Below are 16,092 nucleotides of genomic sequence, written 5' to 3' on the forward strand. Positions count from 1 at the left end.
GCGGCCTCTCACGAGCCGTCCTCCTGCGCCCACTGCAGCGCGACCCGCTGCGTGTACCGCTCCAGCGCGATCCGGTTCTCCTCCGGCTCGCGGAGCCCGTCGATGTAGGCGAGCAGCCGTCCGACGACGCCCGACAGGTACTGCACGCCCCGGTCGTCGTGCTCCTCGAGTGCGGACTTCAGCAGGTCGTAGCGCTCGCTCGTCTCCTCGGCGGTCAGCATCGCGATCACGAGTTCGTCGGCCTGCATGCTCATGCGATCCAGCATCGCATCGCCTCCGCGGTGGCCGTCGCGGGCAGGCGGCGGGATCCCGCTGGTCATGCGGATCCGGCGCCGTGCACACCCCCGGTCGCGCCGCCCCGAACTGGGGATACGCTCCGGGCGGCAGCAGGACGCACCCTTGCCGTATCCAGCGTGGGGCGTCCGGTGCTCGGGGGAGCGGACCGGCGCGACCCGACTGCGCCCGTCAGCACGGCCCACCCGGAAGGCTCCCCTCTTGCCCCAGTCACGCGCGGACGCGCATGCGCCCAGCTCCGACCTGCCCGAAGCGGCACTCGCCCAGGACGCCCCGGCGCCCGCCGAGCGACCGCCGCTCCTCGGCCGCCGCTCCGTCTTCCTCGCCGCCGTCGGCGCGACCGCGGGTGCCGCTTCCGTCGCCGCGCCCGCCGCGGCGCCGTCCGCCTCGGCCGCCGCCGTCGTCGGCGACCAGACGCGCGTCTACTACCCGGAGCAGTTCGGCTTCGTGCCGTCGGCCGCGGACCACACGAAGGCGATGACCGCGTTCTTCGCGGCGCTGCAGAAGACCGGCGGCCGGGGGATACTGCCGCCGTGCGAGATCCGCGTCACGTCCACCGGCATCGACTACTCGAGCGCCGCGTGGCCCAAGCAGCTGCTCTCGGGAGCGCCCTACGGGTACCCGGCCATCTCGATCGAGGGGTACGGGCGGCGCGTCACGACCATCCGGCAGATCGCGGGATCGACGGGGGACGTCTTCAAGGTGCAGGGCAAGATCGGAGCCGACGCCGGGCCCGCCGCGAACAACAAGGCGACGGTCTCGCTCACCGGCTTCAGCATCACCGGCACGCGCACGGGCCGCCACGGGCTGTACCTGCGCTCGCTGCTGCACTGCCGGATCACCGACATCGAGCTGAACGCCACCGGCGGCGCCGGGGTCTTCTTCGCGCGCGCGGCCTTCACCGCGGCGAGCGACGAGTACTCCTACGCGAACGTCATCGAGGGCCTGCGCGTGATCACGGCGGGCACCTGGGGCGTCGACTGCGACGGCGTCAACGCCATCGACATCGTGATGCGCGACACCGAGATCGTGAACTGCACGGCGGGCGGGATCCGCATCGCCCCCACCAACGCGCGCTTCGAGAACACGCGCGTCATCGGCTGCGGCGCCGGCAACAAGGCGGCGCGCGGCTTCCTCGCCATCCCCACGAGCAACGCGTCGTCCATGGTCTCCGAGCTCGGCATCAACGGCATGCGCCTCGAGGGTAACTCGGGCGCCGGCGGCTACCAGCTGGAGATCGGGGCGGGCGTCGGCGCCACCGTCGTCGGCTACAACATCGTGACGGGCGGCGACGGCGGCGCCCACGGCATCGGGGTCGGCCTCGTCGACCAGGGCGGGCGGCTCGCCCAGGACACGTTCGTCGGCCGCGGCACCATGTTCATGACCCCGAGCAAGTACCCGTCCCAGCGCGTGGTCGTGGTGGGCGCGTTCGCGCGCGACACCCGCGTCGAGCGCCCGTCCCTGCCGAACAACCCCGACACGCCCTTCGCCTCGGTCATCACGGATCGCGGCGTCCGCAGCGTCGACGGCTTCGGCCGCGCGCTCACCGACCCGGCGACGACGCCGACCCCGGCGGGCACGACGCCCGCGGCCTGACCGGTCCGTCGCCCGCTCGTCGGTCGGGGCGCGCTCAGCCGGCGAGCGCCGTGAGCGCGGCCTGGATCCCGGCGGCGACCGCCTCGTGCCCGGTGGCGCTGGGATGCCACGCGTCTTCCGTGCGGAGGTCCGGACGGTCCACGGGCAGCCAGCTCTCCGGCCCGGTCGCGTCGATGACGTGGGCCTTGCCGAGCGCGGGCCCCGTGTAGGCGGCCGCGAGCTTCTCGTAGCTCTGCACGCCCGTCATCGGCGTGATGATCACGGTCTGCGCGTCGGGCCAGCGCTCGGCGATGTCGGCGAGGGTCCGCGTCACGCCGCTGCGCACCGCGACCTCGCCGGGCTTGATGTCGTTGACGCTGCCCTGCAGGATCACGAGGTCGGGCGTGAAGTCGTCGCCCATGGCGGCCAGGCGATCGGGGTACGCCGGCTGGTCGGACGTGGCCGCGAAGCCGGTGCCGGCCGCCGCGTTCAGGCGCACGTCGCTCCAGCCCTCGCGCTCCGCGAGGAGCGCGGGGTAGGCGGGCCGCCCCGACGTCTCGATGCCGTGACCGAGGATGAACGAGTCGCCGAACATCAGGACGGCCGGATCCTCGGGGAGCGCCAAGGGCGCCACCGGCGCGATCGTGGTGCCGGGCCCGGAGACGAAGCCCGACTCCGCGACGGCGCCCGCGTTCTCCACGGGCGCGCCGCCGCTGCCGACCGCGGCGACCACCAGGCCGACCGAGCACGCCGCGACGGCGGCGGCGGCCGTCCAGCCGGTGATCCGCCGCGCGGCCCGCGCCCGTGCGCCCGCCCGATACCCGTATTTCCCCACCCGTGAACCCTAGGCGCGTGATCCGCGCCATGGGGGTGTCGTGGGCCCCCCGTTCGGGCTCCGCCCGCGCGAGCGGATCAGTCGCCGAGCGCGGCGATGACGGCGGGCAGCTGCTCGCGCGCCGCCTGGGCCATGAGGTCGGACCCGGCGTCGTTCGCGTGGCGCCGATCGACCGTGAGGCCGTCCGCCCATGATCCGTCCGCGTCCGCGACCGTCGAGTAGACGTCGAGCAGCGGGACGTCCTCGGCTGTGGCGGCGTCGCGGATGGCCTCGTTCAGCGCGAGCACCTCCTCCGGCACCTCGTCGGAGGGCGGGACGAGCGCCGCCACGGGCTCCGCGCCGCGATCGCGGACGCCCTCCCACAGGGCGGCGATTCCGTCGACCGCCTGCGCGGGAGTCCGGCCGGAGAGGAGGTCGTTCGTCCCGACCTGCACCACCACGGCGCCTCCGGTGGCCGTCGCCTGGTCGAGCAGGGGCACCAGCGACGTCGACGCCGCTCCGGGCTGCGAGGCCGTCGTGCCGAGGTAGATTCCGGGGAAGGTGCCGGTCGCCACCGTCTGCCGCCACCAGGAGCCCGTGTTGTACGCGTGGGAGTCGCTCAGGACAGACATGAGCAGCGGTCCGTCGTCCGCGTCGGCGACCGCCGCCGCGGACGCCTCCGGTACGGCGGCGACCTGGCCTGCGTTGCCGGGCCGCTCCGTTCGCGCCTCGTCGAGGGCGAAGGAGGACAGCGCGAGCGTCGCCGCCGCCGTCACCCCGACCCCTGCCAGCGCCCATGTACCGCTCGACCAGCGGTGTCGCCTCTTCTTCACGGATCGACGGTAGTCGAGAGGGCCCTAACGATTCGTATCCACGACGCATGGGACCACTGGTATCACCACTGGTCCCGCGTCCCGCGGTCGGCTACGGCACCTGCCGCCGTTCATGGTGGGCCCCGTCGGGCTCGAACCGACGACCCAGGGATTAAAAGTCCCTTGCTCTACCAACTGAGCTAGAGGCCCGCATCCCCGATGCTACGGGATGGGCGGTGGCCCTCTCCGAGCGGACGGCGGCGACCGACGGGGGCCCGGCCGGCCGTGCGCGTCCGGCGTACGCTTGCCGGGATGTCCGGCGACTACCACAAGCCCACCAAGTTCTCCGGGGCCAAGTTCGAGAGCATGCTCGGCGGCGACGACCCCGCCACGATCAGCCGCGTGGCCCATGAGACCGCGTCGGCCCTGCTGGCGCGCGTACGGGCGGATCCCGACCCGGCGGTCGTCAAGCGCCTCATCGCCTACACCGACGAGCACGGCATCGACGCGGTCGCCGAGCTGTGGTCGCGCGCCAGTCCGCGCAGCCTGCCGGGCGCGCTCTGGCGGCTGTACCTCATGCGCGCGCTCATCCGGCAGGATCCCGACGGCGTCAGCCTGCTCTACCAGCGCGGCACCGAGGTGACCACGACCATCGACCCGGTGGTCGCCGGCGCCACCGCGCCCACGGGGCCGGCGGAGATCGTCGAGCTCGCCGACAGCATCCTCCGCGGCCTCTTCACGGGCGACTTCGCGGTGGCCCTCGACCGCGCGGGCGCGTTCAGCCGGCTGGCCGCCCTCGGCGCCACGAGCGTCGCGGACGACCTCGACGCGACGGCGTCGCCGGAGCGCGCGGGCGACCTCACCACGCGTGCCCTCCGCCTCTCCCAGATGGCCGCCGACCTCGTGCAGTGCGGCCGGCTCTGGCGGGGCGACCGCCTCGACTGATCCGTCCCGCGCGGGGATACGCCCGTTCGCTGTGAGCGCGACCTCCGGGACGACAGCCCGCTCCGACTCGGTTACAGTGGACCCTGGTCGGGCCGCAGTACTCCCGGGTACCAATATTCGCCGCTCCGAGCGGCCTCGCGCCGAGAGGCGTCCTGCGGCCCGGCTCCTCATCTCCCTTCCCCTCCTCCTCGGCGGGACGGCCCCCGTGCGAGCGGCCGAGCTCCCCGTCTCCGCATCGGCGATTCCCCGTGGCCTGTGACCAATCCGTGACGCGCGTCGCGCCGAAGAGTCATCGTGAGGCGCTCACCCGCCTCGCATCCGTCACCCGCGAGGGTGCGACCCGCATCGGTCGGGTCCTGCCCGCGTGGCAGGCCACCCGGCCATCCCAGATGTCCCGCATGACGGGATCCCGGCTGATGCGGGGCACCGCACACCCGCGGGCCGGCTCCCCATCCCGCCGCACCACGACCCGGAAGCACCACATGACCTCCCCGCAGCACCGCCCCAGCTCGTCGGGCCCCGCCCTGCCTGCATGCGGTTCGCACGCGGGTCTGGGATGCTGGGTCTCGTGCCTTCATCGATCGAGCGTCCCGACCTCCCCGGGCCGGCGGACCCCGAGTCGAAGGAGGCCCTCCTCGGCCGCGTCGCCCAGGGCGACAAGCGGGCCTTCTCGGAGCTCTACGACCAGCTCGCGCCCCGCGTCCTTGGGCTCGTCCGCCGTCTGCTCGTCGACCACGCGCAGTCGGAGGAGGTCACGCAGGAGATCTTCCTGGAGATCTGGCAGTCCGCTTCCCGCTTCGACCCGGCCAAGGGCGCAGCGACGACGTGGGTGCTCACCATGGCCCACCGCCGCGCGGTCGACCGCGTGCGCGCTTCCCAGTCCAGCCGCGATCGCGACGTCCGCATCGGCATCCGCGACCACGAGCACGGCTACGACCAGGTGTCCGAGACCGTCGAGATCAGCATCGAGCACGAGAGGGTCACGAAGGCCATGACGAAGCTCACCGAGATCCAGCGCCAGGCCGTCTCGCTCGCCTACTACGGCGGCTACAGCCACAGCGAGGTCGCGTCGATGCTCGACGTGCCCATCGGCACCGTGAAGACACGTCTGCGCGACGGCATGATCCGTCTGCGCGACGAGATGGGGGTCGCATCATGACCACCGACGACGACATCCGCATGCTCACCGCGGCGTACGCGCTCGGCGCCGTCGACGCCGAGGAGGCGGCGGAGATCGAGGCGCTCCTCGAGCGCGATCCCGCCCTCCGCGCCGAGGTGGAGGAGCTGCGGGCCACCGCGGCCGACCTCGCCTGGACGACCGAGCCGGTGGATCCGTCGCCGCGCCTCAAGATCGACCTCATGGCCATGCTCGACGCCACCCCGCAGCTGCCGCCGCTCGCCGCACCGTCCGCCGTGACGGACGACCGGCGCCGCCCCGCGCCGGTCACGCAGCTGCGGCCCGTGGCATCCGCGGACGCCGTCCCCGGTGCCTCCGCGCCGTCGTCCCCCGCGCCGCGCGAGCGCCTCGGATCCGCGTCCGCTCGCGCCTCCGAGCGCTGGTTCCGCCGGCCGGGTGCCCTGATCGGCGTCGCCGCGGCTGCCGTCGTGCTCGTCGTCGGCGGCGTGGTCGTCGGTACGAACGTGGGCGGTCCGGGCACGTCGCAGACACCCGTCGCGTCCGCGTACGAGCAGGTCACCACGGCATCCGACGTCGTCATCGACAAGCGCGACGTCGTCGGCGGCGGCACGGCGACGGTCTACTTCTCCGCCTCCGAGGCGAAGACGGCGGTCGTGCTGAACGACGCGTCGCCGCTGCCCGAGGGCCGCGTGCTCCAGATGTGGTACGTCGGCGCCTCCGGCCCCGTGTCCGCCGGCGTCATGTCGGCCTCGGACGGGGCGGGTCACGCCGTGCTCCAGGGCAGCTACACGCCCGGCGACACCGTGGCCATCACGGTCGAGCCCGAGGGCGGATCCGAGCAGCCCACGACCGAGCCCATCGTGGCGGTCACCAGCACCTGATCGGTGCCGCACGACCCGCGACATGCAGAAGGCCCCCGCATCCCTGAGGATGCGGGGGCCTTCCCCGTGCGCGGGGCGGATCAGCCGAAGCGGCCGCTGACGTAGTCCTCGGTCGCCTGCACGCTGGGCTTCGAGAACATGGTGGTGGTGTCGTCGTACTCGATGAGCTTGCCGGGCTTGCCGGTGCCGGCGATGTTGAAGAAGGCCGTGCGGTCGGAGACGCGGCTGGCCTGCTGCATGTTGTGGGTCACGATCACGATCGTGTACTGCGCCTTGAGCTCCTCGATGAGGTCCTCGATGGCGAGCGTGGAGATGGGGTCGAGCGCGGAGCACGGCTCGTCCATCAGCACCACGTCGGGCTGCACCGCGATGGCGCGCGCGATGCAGAGGCGCTGCTGCTGGCCGCCCGAGAGGCCGGATCCCGGCAGCGCGAGGCGGTCCTTGACCTCGTTCCAGAGGTTGGCGCCCATGAGCGACTGCTCGACGAGGGCGTCCGCGTCCGACTTGGAGATCTTCCGGTTGTTGAGCTTCACGCCCGCCAGCACGTTGTCGCGGATCGACATGGTGGGGAACGGGTTCGGCCGCTGGAAGACCATGCCGACCTGGCGGCGCACGAGCACCGGGTCGACGCCGGGGCCGTAGAGGTCGTTGCCGTCGACCAGCACCTCGCCCTCGACGTACGCGCCGGGGATCACCTCGTGCATGCGGTTCAGCGTGCGGAGGAAGGTCGACTTGCCGCAGCCGGACGGGCCGATGAACGCCGTGACGGTGCGCGGCTCGATCCGCAGGTTGACGTCCTCGACGGCCTTGAACTTGCCGTAGTAGACGTTCAGGTCGTTGACTTCGATGCTCTTGGACAAAGGGTGTTCCTAACCGTTCGGGTCGTGGCCGGGGGAGCGGGCGCTAGCGGCCGAGCTTGGGGGCGAAGATGCGGGCGATGAGCCGCGCGACGATGTTCAGCACCATGACGATGAGGATCAGCACGAGCGCGCCGGTCCACGCGCGGTCGACGTAGGCCGCCGCGTCCGAGCCCTGGTCGGCGTACTGCCGGAAGACGAACACCGGCAGGGTCATCATCTGGTCCTGGAAGGGGTTGTAGTTCATGCTCTGCGTGAACCCGGCGACGATGAGGAGCGGCGCCGTCTCGCCGATGACGCGGGCGATCGCGAGCATCACGCCGGTGACGATGCCGGCCAGCGACGTCGGCAGCACGATCTTCACGATCGTCAGCCACTTCGGCACGCCGAGCGCGTACGACGCCTCGCGGAGCTCGTTCGGGACCAGCTTGAGCATCTCCTCGGCGCTGCGCACGACCACGGGGATCATCAGCACGGATAGCGCGAGCGCCCCGCCGAAGCCCAGGCGGATGCCCGGGCCGAGGAAGATCACGAGCAGCGCGTAGGCGAAGAGGCCCGCGACGATGGACGGGATGCCCGTCATGACGTCGACGAAGAACGTGATGGCGCGTGCCAGTCGGCCGCGGCCGTACTCGACGAGGTAGATGGCCGCCATGAGGCCGACGGGGATGGAGATCACCGCGGCGATGGCCGTGACGATCAGCGTGCCGATGATGGCGTGCAGGCCGCCGCCGCCCTCGCCCACCACGTTGCGGAGGCTCGAGTTGAAGAACAGCGGGTCGAAGCGCCCGGAGCCGTTCGTGACGGCGGTGAACACGAGCGACACGAGCGGGATCAGCGCGAGCACGAACGCGACCGTGACGAGGATCGTGATGACCCGGTCCTTCGCCTTCCGCTCGCCCTCCACGGCGAGCGAGAAGCAGAAGAGCGCGATGCCGAACAGGATCGTGCCGAACACCGCCGTGCCGACGATGTTGAAGCTGTCCGCGGCCCCCGAGAGCTCGAGCACCAGGAAGATGGCCGCCATGACGAGCCAGGACACCAGGAAGATCGCGGGCGCCGTGAAGCGGTGCAGCTTCCCGGCGGTGAGGGAGTTGGGCAGGGTGCTCGCGACGGGCCGCGTGCGGGAGGGGGCTGTCGTCGCCATTAGTTCGCTCCGGAGAAGGCCTTGCGGCGGCTGATGATGTAGCGGGCCAGCATGTTCACGGCCAGCGTGATGACGAAGAGCATGAGGCCGGACGCGATGAGCTCGTTGATCTTGAGGCCGTACGCCTCGGGGAAGCTCAGCGCGATGTTGGCGGCGATGGTGTTCGAGTTCGTCGACTGGAACCACGCGAAGTTCACGACCGCGGCGGGGGAGAGGACGATCGCGACCGCCATCGTCTCGCCGAGGGCGCGACCGAGGCCGAGCATGGCGGCCGAGATGATGCCGGGGCGGCCGAAGGGCAGCACGGCGGTCTGGATCATCTCCCAGCGCGTCGCACCGAGGGCCAGCGCCGCCTCCTCGTGCAGCTTCGGCGTCTGGAGGAAGACCTCGCGGGACAGCGCGGTGACGATCGGCAGGATCATGACGGCGAGCACGACGGCGACCGTGAAGATCGTGCGGCCGGTGCCCGAGACGGGGCCGGCGAAGAGCGGGAACCAGCCGAACGCGTCGGTGAGGAACTCGTAGAACGGCTGCAGGAACTTCGCCAGCACCGCTATGCCCCAGAGCCCGAACACCACGGACGGCACGGCCGCGAGCAGGTCGATGATGTACCCGAGGCCCTGCGCGAGGCGGCGGGGCGCGTAGTGCGAGATGAAGAGCGCGATGCCGATGGCGACGGGGACGGCCATGAGCATGGCGAGCGCCGCGGCGTAGACCGTGCCGAACATCAGCGGGCCGACGTAGGCCCAGAAGCCGCCGCCGCCGGAGACCTCGGCGGGAGGCGCGGTGAGCGCGGGGATGCTCTGCACGACGAGGAACAGCGCGACGGCCGCGAGGATCACGAGGATCAGCGTGCCGGACCCTCGGGAGAGGCCGGAGAAGACGCGGTCGCCCACGCGGGCCTTGGGCTTGGCGTCCTGGGAGCTGCGGAGGGCAGCGGACGCGTCGCGCGGCGGTTCGGTCTCGGGAGCCTGGGGAGGCTGCGGGGCGGCGGTCGTCATGGGTCGGGTTCCCTTGCGGTCGAGATGATGGGGCTGGGGACGGCGGGGCCGCCCGTGGGAGCGCCCCCTGACCCGCGCGGGCGCGGATCAGGGGGCGGACGGCGGGTGCTACTTGATCGACTCGACCGCGGTCTTGACCTGCGCGGCGACCGTGTCGGACAGCGGCGCGGCGCCGGCCTTCTCGGCGGCGAGCTGCTGGCCCTCGGTGCTGGTCACGTAGCCGACGTAGGCATTGACGAGCTCGCCGACGGCCGGGTCCTTGTACTCCTGGCAGGTGATGAGGTAGCTGACCAGGACGATCGGGTAGACACCCGACGCGGTGGTCGAGTAGTCGATGTCGAAGACGACGTCATTCGCCTCGCGGCCCTCGGCCTCGGGCGAGGCCTCGACGACGGCGGCTGCGGCCTCCGGCGAGTAGCCGACGAACTCGTCGCCGACCTTGATCTTCGCGACGCCGAGGGTGCCGGCCTTGGACGCGTCGGCGTAGCCGATGATGTTGCTGCCGCCCTTGACGGCGTCGACGACGCCGGTCGTGCCCTGGGCCGCCTCGCCGCCCTGGTAGGGCCAGACGCCCTTGGGCTCCGCGTCCCAGACCGTCTTGGCCGTGGTGTTGAGGTACTTCGCGAAGTTCTCGGTGGTGCCCGAGTCGTCCGAGCGGTGCACGGCGGTGATGGTGGCGTCGGGCATGGTCGCGTCGGGGTTGAGCGCGACGATGGCTGGGTCGTTCCACTTCGTGATGGTGCCCTTGAAGATGCCCGCGGTGGTGGCGGCGTCGAGGTGCAGCTCCTTCACGCCGTCGACCTGGAAGATCAGCGCGATGGGGGAGATGTAGGCGGGGAGGTCGATCGGCTTGACGCCGTCGGCGCACTGGCCGAACGTGCCGGTGAGCTCGTCGGTCTTGAGCGCGCGGTCGGAGCCGGCGAAGTTCGCGTTCTGGCCGCCGGCCATGAACGCCTCGCGCCCGGCGCCGGAACCCTCGCCCGCGTAGGTGACGGTGACGCCGGGGTTGGCGGTCTGGAACGCGGCGTTCCAGGCCTCCTGGGCAGCGCCCTGGGAGGTGGCGCCGATGCCGTTGAGCGTGCCGGACAGGGTGGACGCCGATGCGTCGCCGCCCTCGGCGGGCGCCTCGTTGGAGGCGCAGGAGGAGAGTGCGAGTGCGGTGACGGCGGCGAGCGCTGCTGCGCTGCTGAGACGCGAGATCTTCACGTGATGGAGCCTTCCGGGTATTTCTTGCTGTGAGGAGGCAGGTGCATGCCCCTCGACGAAGCTATGTCGGGCCATTGACGGGATTGGCCGGAACCGGTGAACGGGAGGTGAACAGACCGCGTGGATCGGCACGGGCTCAGGCGCTCGGGCGCACAGTGGTCGGTCGGGCAGCGAACGGGGCGTCGCGATGCCCGGCGTCGTCACGCCGACGGGCCGTACGTCTCCACCGCGAGGATCCCCGCCTCCGGGTCAGACGCCGACAGGTGCACCACCGAGAACTCGGCGGGCGACAGCATCCCGGCCCGCGGCATGCGGCTCGCGCGGGGCGTCTCCGTGGCGAGGGCGATCTCGTGCAGGATCTCCGGCAGGACGGGGCTGTGGCTGCAGAGCACGGCGCTGCGGGCCTTGCGCACGCGCTTCGCGACGGTCTCGCGCACGGATCCGCCGTCGGTCTCGTAGGCGTCCTGGCTGATCCCCGCGTCCTCCTTCACCCGCCGGCCGAGGGTCTCGGCGAGGGGCGCGACCGTCTGCAGGCAGCGCTCGGCGGTGCTGCTCGTGACGACCTGTGGCCCGAACGCGAGCAGCGTCGGCACGATCGACCGCGCCTCGTCGCGTCCGCGGGCGCTGAGCGGCCGGCCCGCGTCGGCGCCGTCCCACTCGTACGGCTGCACGGCGTGGCCGTGGCGCAGCGCGATGAGGGCGAACGACCGGTGCGAGCCCGTCTCCACGAGCCCGGCGAAGAGGTCGAGGATCTGCACCTCGCCCGGGTAGTCGAGGCGCTTGCGGGCGTTGGGGATGGAGACCCACTCGACGCTCTCCACCTCGTCGTCCGGCTCGAAGCGTCCTGCCTCGACCATGGCGTCCGTGGCCTCGGCGGCCCAGTAGCTCACCGACTTGCGGCGGCCGCCGGAGATGCCGTACTCGATGGCGCCGAGCGGCACGCCGAGCGCGACCCGGAGGCCGGTCTCCTCGTGCACCTCGCGGACGGCGGTCTGCGGGAGCGTCTCGCCGGGATCGACCTTGCCCTTCGGCAGGGACGTGTCGCGGCGTCGGGTGCGGTGGATGATGAGCACCCGGATCCGTCTGTCGACCACGCGCCAGACGACGGCGCCTGCGGCGAAGACGGAGGGGGAGGGCGGCACGTCCCCCACGCTAGCGGGGTCCGTGCTCGGTTCAGCGGTGCTCAGCGGAGCACGCGCCGCTTGCGCTTGGACACGATGCCCATCACCGCGGTCTGCAGGTCCTCCAGCGTCGTGCCGTCCGCGCCCTTGTTGCGGCGCGTCCACTCCCCGTCGGAGTCGAGGATCCACGCGGAGGTCGTGTCGGCCATGGCGCGGTCGAAGAGGTCCTCGATCTCCTGCAGGTGCGCGGGGTCGACGAGGCGCACGAGCGCCTCGACGCGGCGGTCGAGGTTGCGGTGCATCATGTCGGCGCTGCCGATGTAGGTGGCCTGGTCGCCGTCGTTGACGAACGAGAACACGCGGCTGTGCTCGAGGTAGCGCCCGAGGATCGACCGCACCTCGATGTTCTCGCTGAGCCCCGGCTGTCCCGGCGTGAGCGAGCAGATGCCGCGCACCCAGACCTGCACGGGCACGCCCGCGTTGCTCGCCCGGTAGAGCGCGTCGATGATCTTCTCGTCGACGATGGAGTTGACCTTGATGCGGATGCCGCTGGGCTTCCCGTCGAGCGCGTTCTGCGTCTCCACGGCGATGCGCTTGAGCAGGCCCTTCCGCAGGTGCAGCGGCGCGACGAGCAGGCGCTTGAACTTCTTCTCGATGCCGTAGCCGGAGAGCTCGTTGAACAGGCGCGTGAGGTCCTTGCCCACGACGTCGTCCGCGGTGAGGAGCCCGAGGTCCTCGTAGATGCGGCTCGTCTTGGGGTTGTAGTTGCCTGTGCCGATGTGGCTGTAGTGCCGCAGCACCCCGCCCTTCTCCTGGCGGATCACGAGCGCGAGCTTGCAGTGCGTCTTGAGCCCCGCGACGCCGTAGACGACGTGCACGCCGGCCTTCTCGAGCTTGCGGGCCCACGTGATGTTGGCCTGCTCGTCGAAGCGCGCCTTGATCTCCACCAGCGCGAGCACCTGCTTGCCCGCCTCGGCCGCGTCGATGAGCGCCTCGACGATGGGGCTGTCGCCGCTCGTGCGGTAGAGGGTCTGCTTGATGGCGAGCACGTGGGGATCCGCCGCCGCCTGCTCCAGGAACGCCTGCACGCTCGTGGTGAACGACTCGTAGGGGTGGTGCAGCAGGATGTCCTGCTGCGCGATGGAGCGGAAGATGTCGGCGCGCGAGTTGTCCTCGGCCGGTTTCAGCGCGACGGCCGTGGTGGGCACGTTGTTCGGGTAGTGCAGCGCCGGCCGGTCGAGCTTCGCGAGGTCGAACAGGCCGCCGAGGTCGAGCGGGGACGGGAGCGTGAACACCTCCTGCTCGGTGATGTCGAGCTCGCGCATGAGGAGGTCGAGCGTGACCGCGTCCATGTCGTCCGAGATCTCGAGGCGGATGGGCGGGCCGAACCGGCGTCGCAGGAGCTCCTTCTCGAGGGCCTGGATGAGGTTCTCGGTCTCGTCCTCCTCGATCTGCACGTCCTCGTTGCGCGTGACGCGGAACACGTGGTGCTCGACGATCTCCATGCCCGGGAACAGCGTCTGCAGCTGGTTCGCGATGAGGTCCTCGAGGGCGATGAAGTCGATGGGGCCGGAGCGCGTGTCGGGCGTGAGCGGCATGAAGCGCGGCAGCATCTGCGGCACCTTGATGCGCGCGAACTCCTGGCGGTTCGTCTTCGGGTTGCGGATGCGCACCGAGAGGTTCAGCGACAGGCCGGAGATGTAGGGGAAGGGGTGGGCCGGATCCACCGCGAGCGGCATGAGCACCGGGAACACCTGCTCGGAGAAGAGCTCGTGCAGGCGGTCCTGCTGGGCCTCGTCGAGCGAGTCCCAGCGCACGACGCGGATGCCGTGCTCCTCGAGCGCCGGGCGCACGCTGTCGTTGAAGGCGGCCGCGTGGCGGACCTGCAGGCGGTACGCGGTCTCGTTGATGGCGGAGAGCACCTCGGCGGGCGTGCGGCCGATGTTGGTGGGGACGGCGAGGCCCGTCGCGATGCGGCGCTTGAGGCCGGCGACGCGGACCATGAAGAACTCATCGAGGTTGCTGGCGAAGATGGCGAGGAAGTTGGCCCGCTCGAGGACCGGCAGCTCGGGGTCCTCCGCCAGCTCGAGCACGCGGCGGTTGAACGCCAGCCAGCTCAGCTCGCGGTCGAGGAAGCGCCCCTCGGGGAGGGTCCCGTCGTCCTCGAGGAGCTCGTCCTCCTCGTCGAAGTCGTCCAGGGATTCGGCGACCGCCTTCGCATCGCCGATGTACGTCTCGCTGTCCATCCGCCCATCATGGCATCGCGGTGTGCCCTCCGCCCTCCGGCAGGTGAACGCACGGTGAACCGCATCGGGAGAGCGCTGGGGGAGGCGCGGGGATCAGGCAAGGCGGTACTGGACGTCGACCGCGGCGTCGCGGAAGGCGGCCCGTCGGTAGAGCGCCAGGGCGGGCGCGTTGTCGGCCTCGACGTAGAGGTCGACCTCGTCGTGCCCGCGCTCGGCGAGCAGGTCGAGGCCGGCGGCGAGGAGGGCGGATCCGAGTCCGCGGGCCGCGCGGTCGGGATCCACGCCGAGCACGTACACCTCGGCCTGGCCGCCATCCACCTTGAGCCAGTGGAAGCCGGCCAGCCTGCCGTCCGCGTCGCGGGCGAGGAGCAGCAGGGCCGGGTCGAACCAGGACTCCGCGACGCGGTCGTCGAGGTCGCCGCGCGTCATGCGGCCCTGCTCGGGGTGGCTCGCGAAGGCCCGCGCGTTGAGCGCGACCCAGTCGTCGGCGTCCTCGGCGGCGAAGGAGGAGAGCGCGAGGCCCGCCGGCATCGGGCGCTCGCCGAGGCCCGTGCGCGCCTCGGCGACCGACGCGCGCAGCTGCAGGAGCTCGCGGGCCCGGTCGAGGCCCGTCGCGGCGGCGAGGGCGCGGGCGGCGGGGTGGTCGCCGTGCGCCCACACCGAGACGGGCGATCCCGCGGCCTCCGCGAGCACGGCCTCGAGGAGCGCGCGGCCGACGCCGTGGCGGCGGCGGGACGGATCCACGACGAGCTCGGCCTCGATCCCGCCGTCGCCGCGCGCGACGACGGCCGCGCCGATCGGGCTCCCGTCCGTCCCATCGACGACGAGGAGGGCGGGTCCGCCGTCGGAGCTGAGCGTGAGGCGGGTCTGCTCGTTGAACGGGGCGACGCCGTCGGCCGCGCGGGCGCGGTCGGCGAGCGCGAGGATCCCGCGGACGGCGTCGGGGGCGGGCTCGACGCGGACGACGCGCGGGGCGTCGGGCTCCGTCGCCTCAGGCGCCGGCGGGGGCGGGAACGCGCTCATTGTCCTCCTCATACACGTTGAAGCGGTAGCCGACGTTGCGCACGGTGCCGATGAGCGACTCGAGGTCGCCGAGCTTCGCCCGCAGGCGCCGCACGTGCACGTCGACCGTGCGCGTGCCGCCGAAGTAGTCGTAGCCCCACACCTCGCTGAGCAGCTGCTCGCGCGTGAAGACCCGCGACGGGTGGCTCGCGAAGAAGCGCAGCAGCTCGAACTCCTTGAAGGTGAGGTCGAGCGGCTTGCCGTGCACCTTGGCGGAGTAGCTGGCCTCGTCGATGACCACGCCGGAGGCCTGGATCTTGCTGCCCGTGTGCTCGAGCGCCGCGCGGCCGATGACGAGGCGCACGCGCGCGTCGACCTCGGCGGGGCCGGCGGAGTCGAGGATCACGTCGGTCGCGCCCCAGTCGGCGCTGACCGCGGTGAGGCCGCCCTCGGTGAGCACGAGGATGAGGGGCGTGCCCCCGCCCGTGGTGGTGAGGATCTTGCAGAGGGACTTGGCGCTGGCGAGGTCGCGGCGGGCGTCGACGAGGACGAGGTCGGCGGCGGGGGCGTTCACGAGGCTCGCCGCATCCGCCTGGATGTGCCGCGTCCGGTGGCTGAGGAGCCCGAGCGCCGGGAGCACATCGGTGTCCGCGGACGAGGTCAGGATCAACAGCTGGGCCACAGGGATCCTCCATGGATGAATTCCCCCCATGATACGTGGGGCAGGATTGCGGGGTGACCTCCCCCCTGCGCAGCCTCGTCCCCGTCTGGCTGGCCGCCGCCGTCGGCGCGGTCGTGGTGGCGGTGGCCGTCGGCCCCGACGCGGCCCCGCGGTGGTTCCCGCTCGTGCTCGCCACGTGCGTCGTCGCCACGTTCGTGATCCAGCTGTCCCTGCCCCGCAAGACCGGCTTCGTCGACCGCGCCGTGGGCAGCGTCGTCGGCGCGGTGCTCGTGCTCGCCGCGGCTACGGCCGTCGTGCTCCTCGTGCCCGTCGCGGCCTAGACGAGCCGGTCGGATCCGGCCGCCCGTGGGGTAGATTGGGGCCATGTCGTC

At 71.9% G+C, this 16,092-nt stretch carries 16 protein-coding genes and 1 tRNA gene; 5 read left to right on the forward strand and 12 right to left on the reverse strand.

Annotated elements, in window-relative coordinates:
- Positions 1 to 8: 8 nt before the first annotated feature.
- The gene (locus B5P21_RS03750) at positions 9 to 254 is read right to left on the reverse strand and encodes a hypothetical protein (RefSeq protein WP_236688706.1); all 246 of its coding nucleotides are present in this window, start codon (positions 252 to 254) and stop codon (positions 9 to 11) included.
- A 241-nt stretch (positions 255 to 495) separates the two neighbouring features.
- Between B5P21_RS03750 and B5P21_RS03755 the strand changes: the two genes are divergently transcribed.
- Complete coding sequence (locus tag B5P21_RS03755) at positions 496 to 1,890, forward strand: hypothetical protein (RefSeq protein WP_045529504.1); 1,395 nt, start codon at positions 496 to 498, stop codon at positions 1,888 to 1,890.
- A 34-nt stretch (positions 1,891 to 1,924) separates the two neighbouring features.
- On the opposite strand, the gene B5P21_RS03760 is transcribed toward B5P21_RS03755, so the two are convergent.
- The 3 genes from B5P21_RS03760 to B5P21_RS03770 form a co-directional block, all read right to left on the reverse strand.
- Positions 1,925 to 2,704 (reverse strand): SGNH/GDSL hydrolase family protein, encoded by a 780-nt coding sequence (locus B5P21_RS03760; protein WP_052663236.1) that lies wholly within the window; start codon positions 2,702 to 2,704, stop codon positions 1,925 to 1,927.
- 77 nt (positions 2,705 to 2,781) lie between these two features.
- Positions 2,782 to 3,516 carry an SGNH/GDSL hydrolase family protein gene (locus tag B5P21_RS03765; RefSeq protein WP_236688705.1) on the reverse strand — a complete coding sequence of 245 codons (735 nt, stop codon included), beginning with the start codon at positions 3,514 to 3,516 and terminating at the stop codon, positions 2,782 to 2,784.
- Positions 3,517 to 3,629: 113 nt separating this feature from the next.
- Positions 3,630 to 3,705: transfer RNA gene (locus B5P21_RS03770), tRNA-Lys, on the reverse strand.
- Between the two features lie 102 nt (positions 3,706 to 3,807).
- On the opposite strand from B5P21_RS03770, the gene B5P21_RS03775 reads away from it, so the two are divergent.
- The 3 genes from B5P21_RS03775 to B5P21_RS03785 all read left to right on the forward strand — a co-directional run bounded on the left by B5P21_RS03775 (position 3,808) and on the right by B5P21_RS03785 (position 6,459).
- Positions 3,808 to 4,440, forward strand: coding sequence for a hypothetical protein (locus B5P21_RS03775; protein ID WP_045529501.1), 633 nt, complete (start codon positions 3,808 to 3,810; stop codon positions 4,438 to 4,440).
- Positions 4,441 to 4,996: 556 nt separating this feature from the next.
- Entirely contained in the window at positions 4,997 to 5,599 is a 603-nt protein-coding gene (locus B5P21_RS03780; protein ID WP_015491104.1) for a sigma-70 family RNA polymerase sigma factor, read from the forward strand.
- Positions 5,596 to 6,459: an anti-sigma factor gene (locus B5P21_RS03785; protein ID WP_094170780.1), complete on the forward strand. Its 864-nt coding sequence runs from the start codon at positions 5,596 to 5,598 to the stop codon at positions 6,457 to 6,459. Before B5P21_RS03780 ends, B5P21_RS03785 begins: the two co-directional genes overlap by 4 nt.
- 80 nt (positions 6,460 to 6,539) lie before the next feature.
- Here B5P21_RS03785 and pstB read toward each other — a convergent pair whose 3' ends face one another.
- The 8 genes from pstB to B5P21_RS03825 all read right to left on the reverse strand — a co-directional run bounded on the left by pstB (position 6,540) and on the right by B5P21_RS03825 (position 15,721).
- On the reverse strand, positions 6,540 to 7,319 hold the full coding sequence (gene pstB / locus B5P21_RS03790) for a phosphate ABC transporter ATP-binding protein PstB (RefSeq protein ID WP_043673462.1): 780 nt from the start codon (positions 7,317 to 7,319) through the stop codon (positions 6,540 to 6,542).
- A 43-nt stretch (positions 7,320 to 7,362) separates the two neighbouring features.
- Positions 7,363 to 8,463 carry a phosphate ABC transporter permease PstA gene (gene pstA / locus B5P21_RS03795; RefSeq protein WP_045529496.1) on the reverse strand — a complete coding sequence of 367 codons (1,101 nt, stop codon included), beginning with the start codon at positions 8,461 to 8,463 and terminating at the stop codon, positions 7,363 to 7,365.
- Entirely contained in the window at positions 8,463 to 9,464 is a 1,002-nt protein-coding gene (gene pstC, locus B5P21_RS03800; RefSeq protein ID WP_172457240.1) for a phosphate ABC transporter permease subunit PstC, read from the reverse strand. The genes pstA and pstC overlap by 1 nt, the downstream gene beginning before the upstream one ends.
- A 108-nt stretch (positions 9,465 to 9,572) precedes the next feature.
- Complete coding sequence (locus B5P21_RS03805) at positions 9,573 to 10,670, reverse strand: phosphate ABC transporter substrate-binding protein PstS (RefSeq protein WP_045529494.1); 1,098 nt, start codon at positions 10,668 to 10,670, stop codon at positions 9,573 to 9,575.
- 200 nt (positions 10,671 to 10,870) lie between these two features.
- Complete coding sequence (locus B5P21_RS03810; RefSeq protein WP_045529492.1) at positions 10,871 to 11,821, reverse strand: NUDIX hydrolase; 951 nt, start codon at positions 11,819 to 11,821, stop codon at positions 10,871 to 10,873.
- Between the two features lie 32 nt (positions 11,822 to 11,853).
- Positions 11,854 to 14,037 carry an RNA degradosome polyphosphate kinase gene (locus B5P21_RS03815; RefSeq protein ID WP_045529490.1) on the reverse strand — a complete coding sequence of 728 codons (2,184 nt, stop codon included), beginning with the start codon at positions 14,035 to 14,037 and terminating at the stop codon, positions 11,854 to 11,856.
- 93 nt (positions 14,038 to 14,130) lie between these two features.
- Positions 14,131 to 15,060 (reverse strand): mycothiol synthase, encoded by a 930-nt coding sequence (mshD, locus tag B5P21_RS03820; protein ID WP_045529488.1) that lies wholly within the window; start codon positions 15,058 to 15,060, stop codon positions 14,131 to 14,133.
- Entirely contained in the window at positions 15,029 to 15,721 is a 693-nt protein-coding gene (locus tag B5P21_RS03825) for a response regulator transcription factor (RefSeq protein ID WP_045529486.1), read from the reverse strand. Before B5P21_RS03825 ends, mshD begins: the two co-directional genes overlap by 32 nt.
- A gap of 53 nt (positions 15,722 to 15,774) precedes the next feature.
- On the opposite strand from B5P21_RS03825, the gene B5P21_RS03830 reads away from it, so the two are divergent.
- Entirely contained in the window at positions 15,775 to 16,041 is a 267-nt protein-coding gene (locus B5P21_RS03830; RefSeq protein ID WP_045529484.1) for a hypothetical protein, read from the forward strand.
- The last annotated feature ends 51 nt before the right edge of the window (positions 16,042 to 16,092 follow it).

Origin of the sequence: Clavibacter michiganensis subsp. insidiosus (genome assembly GCF_002240565.1) — a bacterium.
GTDB lineage: Bacteria > Actinomycetota > Actinomycetes > Actinomycetales > Microbacteriaceae > Clavibacter > Clavibacter insidiosus.

What these genes read in the sequence shown, in the direction of transcription:
- B5P21_RS03750 (WP_236688706.1), bottom strand. Translation starts at nt 254, where the DNA reads ATGAGCATGCAGGCCGACGAACTCGTGATCGCGATGCTGACCGCCGAG.
- B5P21_RS03775 (WP_045529501.1), top strand. Translation starts at nt 3,808, where the DNA reads ATGTCCGGCGACTACCACAAGCCCACCAAGTTCTCCGGGGCCAAGTTC.
- B5P21_RS03780 (WP_015491104.1), top strand. Translation starts at nt 4,997, where the DNA reads ATGCTGGGTCTCGTGCCTTCATCGATCGAGCGTCCCGACCTCCCCGGG.
- B5P21_RS03785 (WP_094170780.1), top strand. Translation starts at nt 5,596, where the DNA reads ATGACCACCGACGACGACATCCGCATGCTCACCGCGGCGTACGCGCTC.
- pstA (WP_045529496.1), bottom strand. Translation starts at nt 8,463, where the DNA reads ATGGCGACGACAGCCCCCTCCCGCACGCGGCCCGTCGCGAGCACCCTG.
- pstC (WP_172457240.1), bottom strand. Translation starts at nt 9,464, where the DNA reads ATGACGACCGCCGCCCCGCAGCCTCCCCAGGCTCCCGAGACCGAACCG.
- B5P21_RS03815 (WP_045529490.1), bottom strand. Translation starts at nt 14,037, where the DNA reads ATGGACAGCGAGACGTACATCGGCGATGCGAAGGCGGTCGCCGAATCC.
- mshD (WP_045529488.1), bottom strand. Translation starts at nt 15,060, where the DNA reads ATGAGCGCGTTCCCGCCCCCGCCGGCGCCTGAGGCGACGGAGCCCGAC.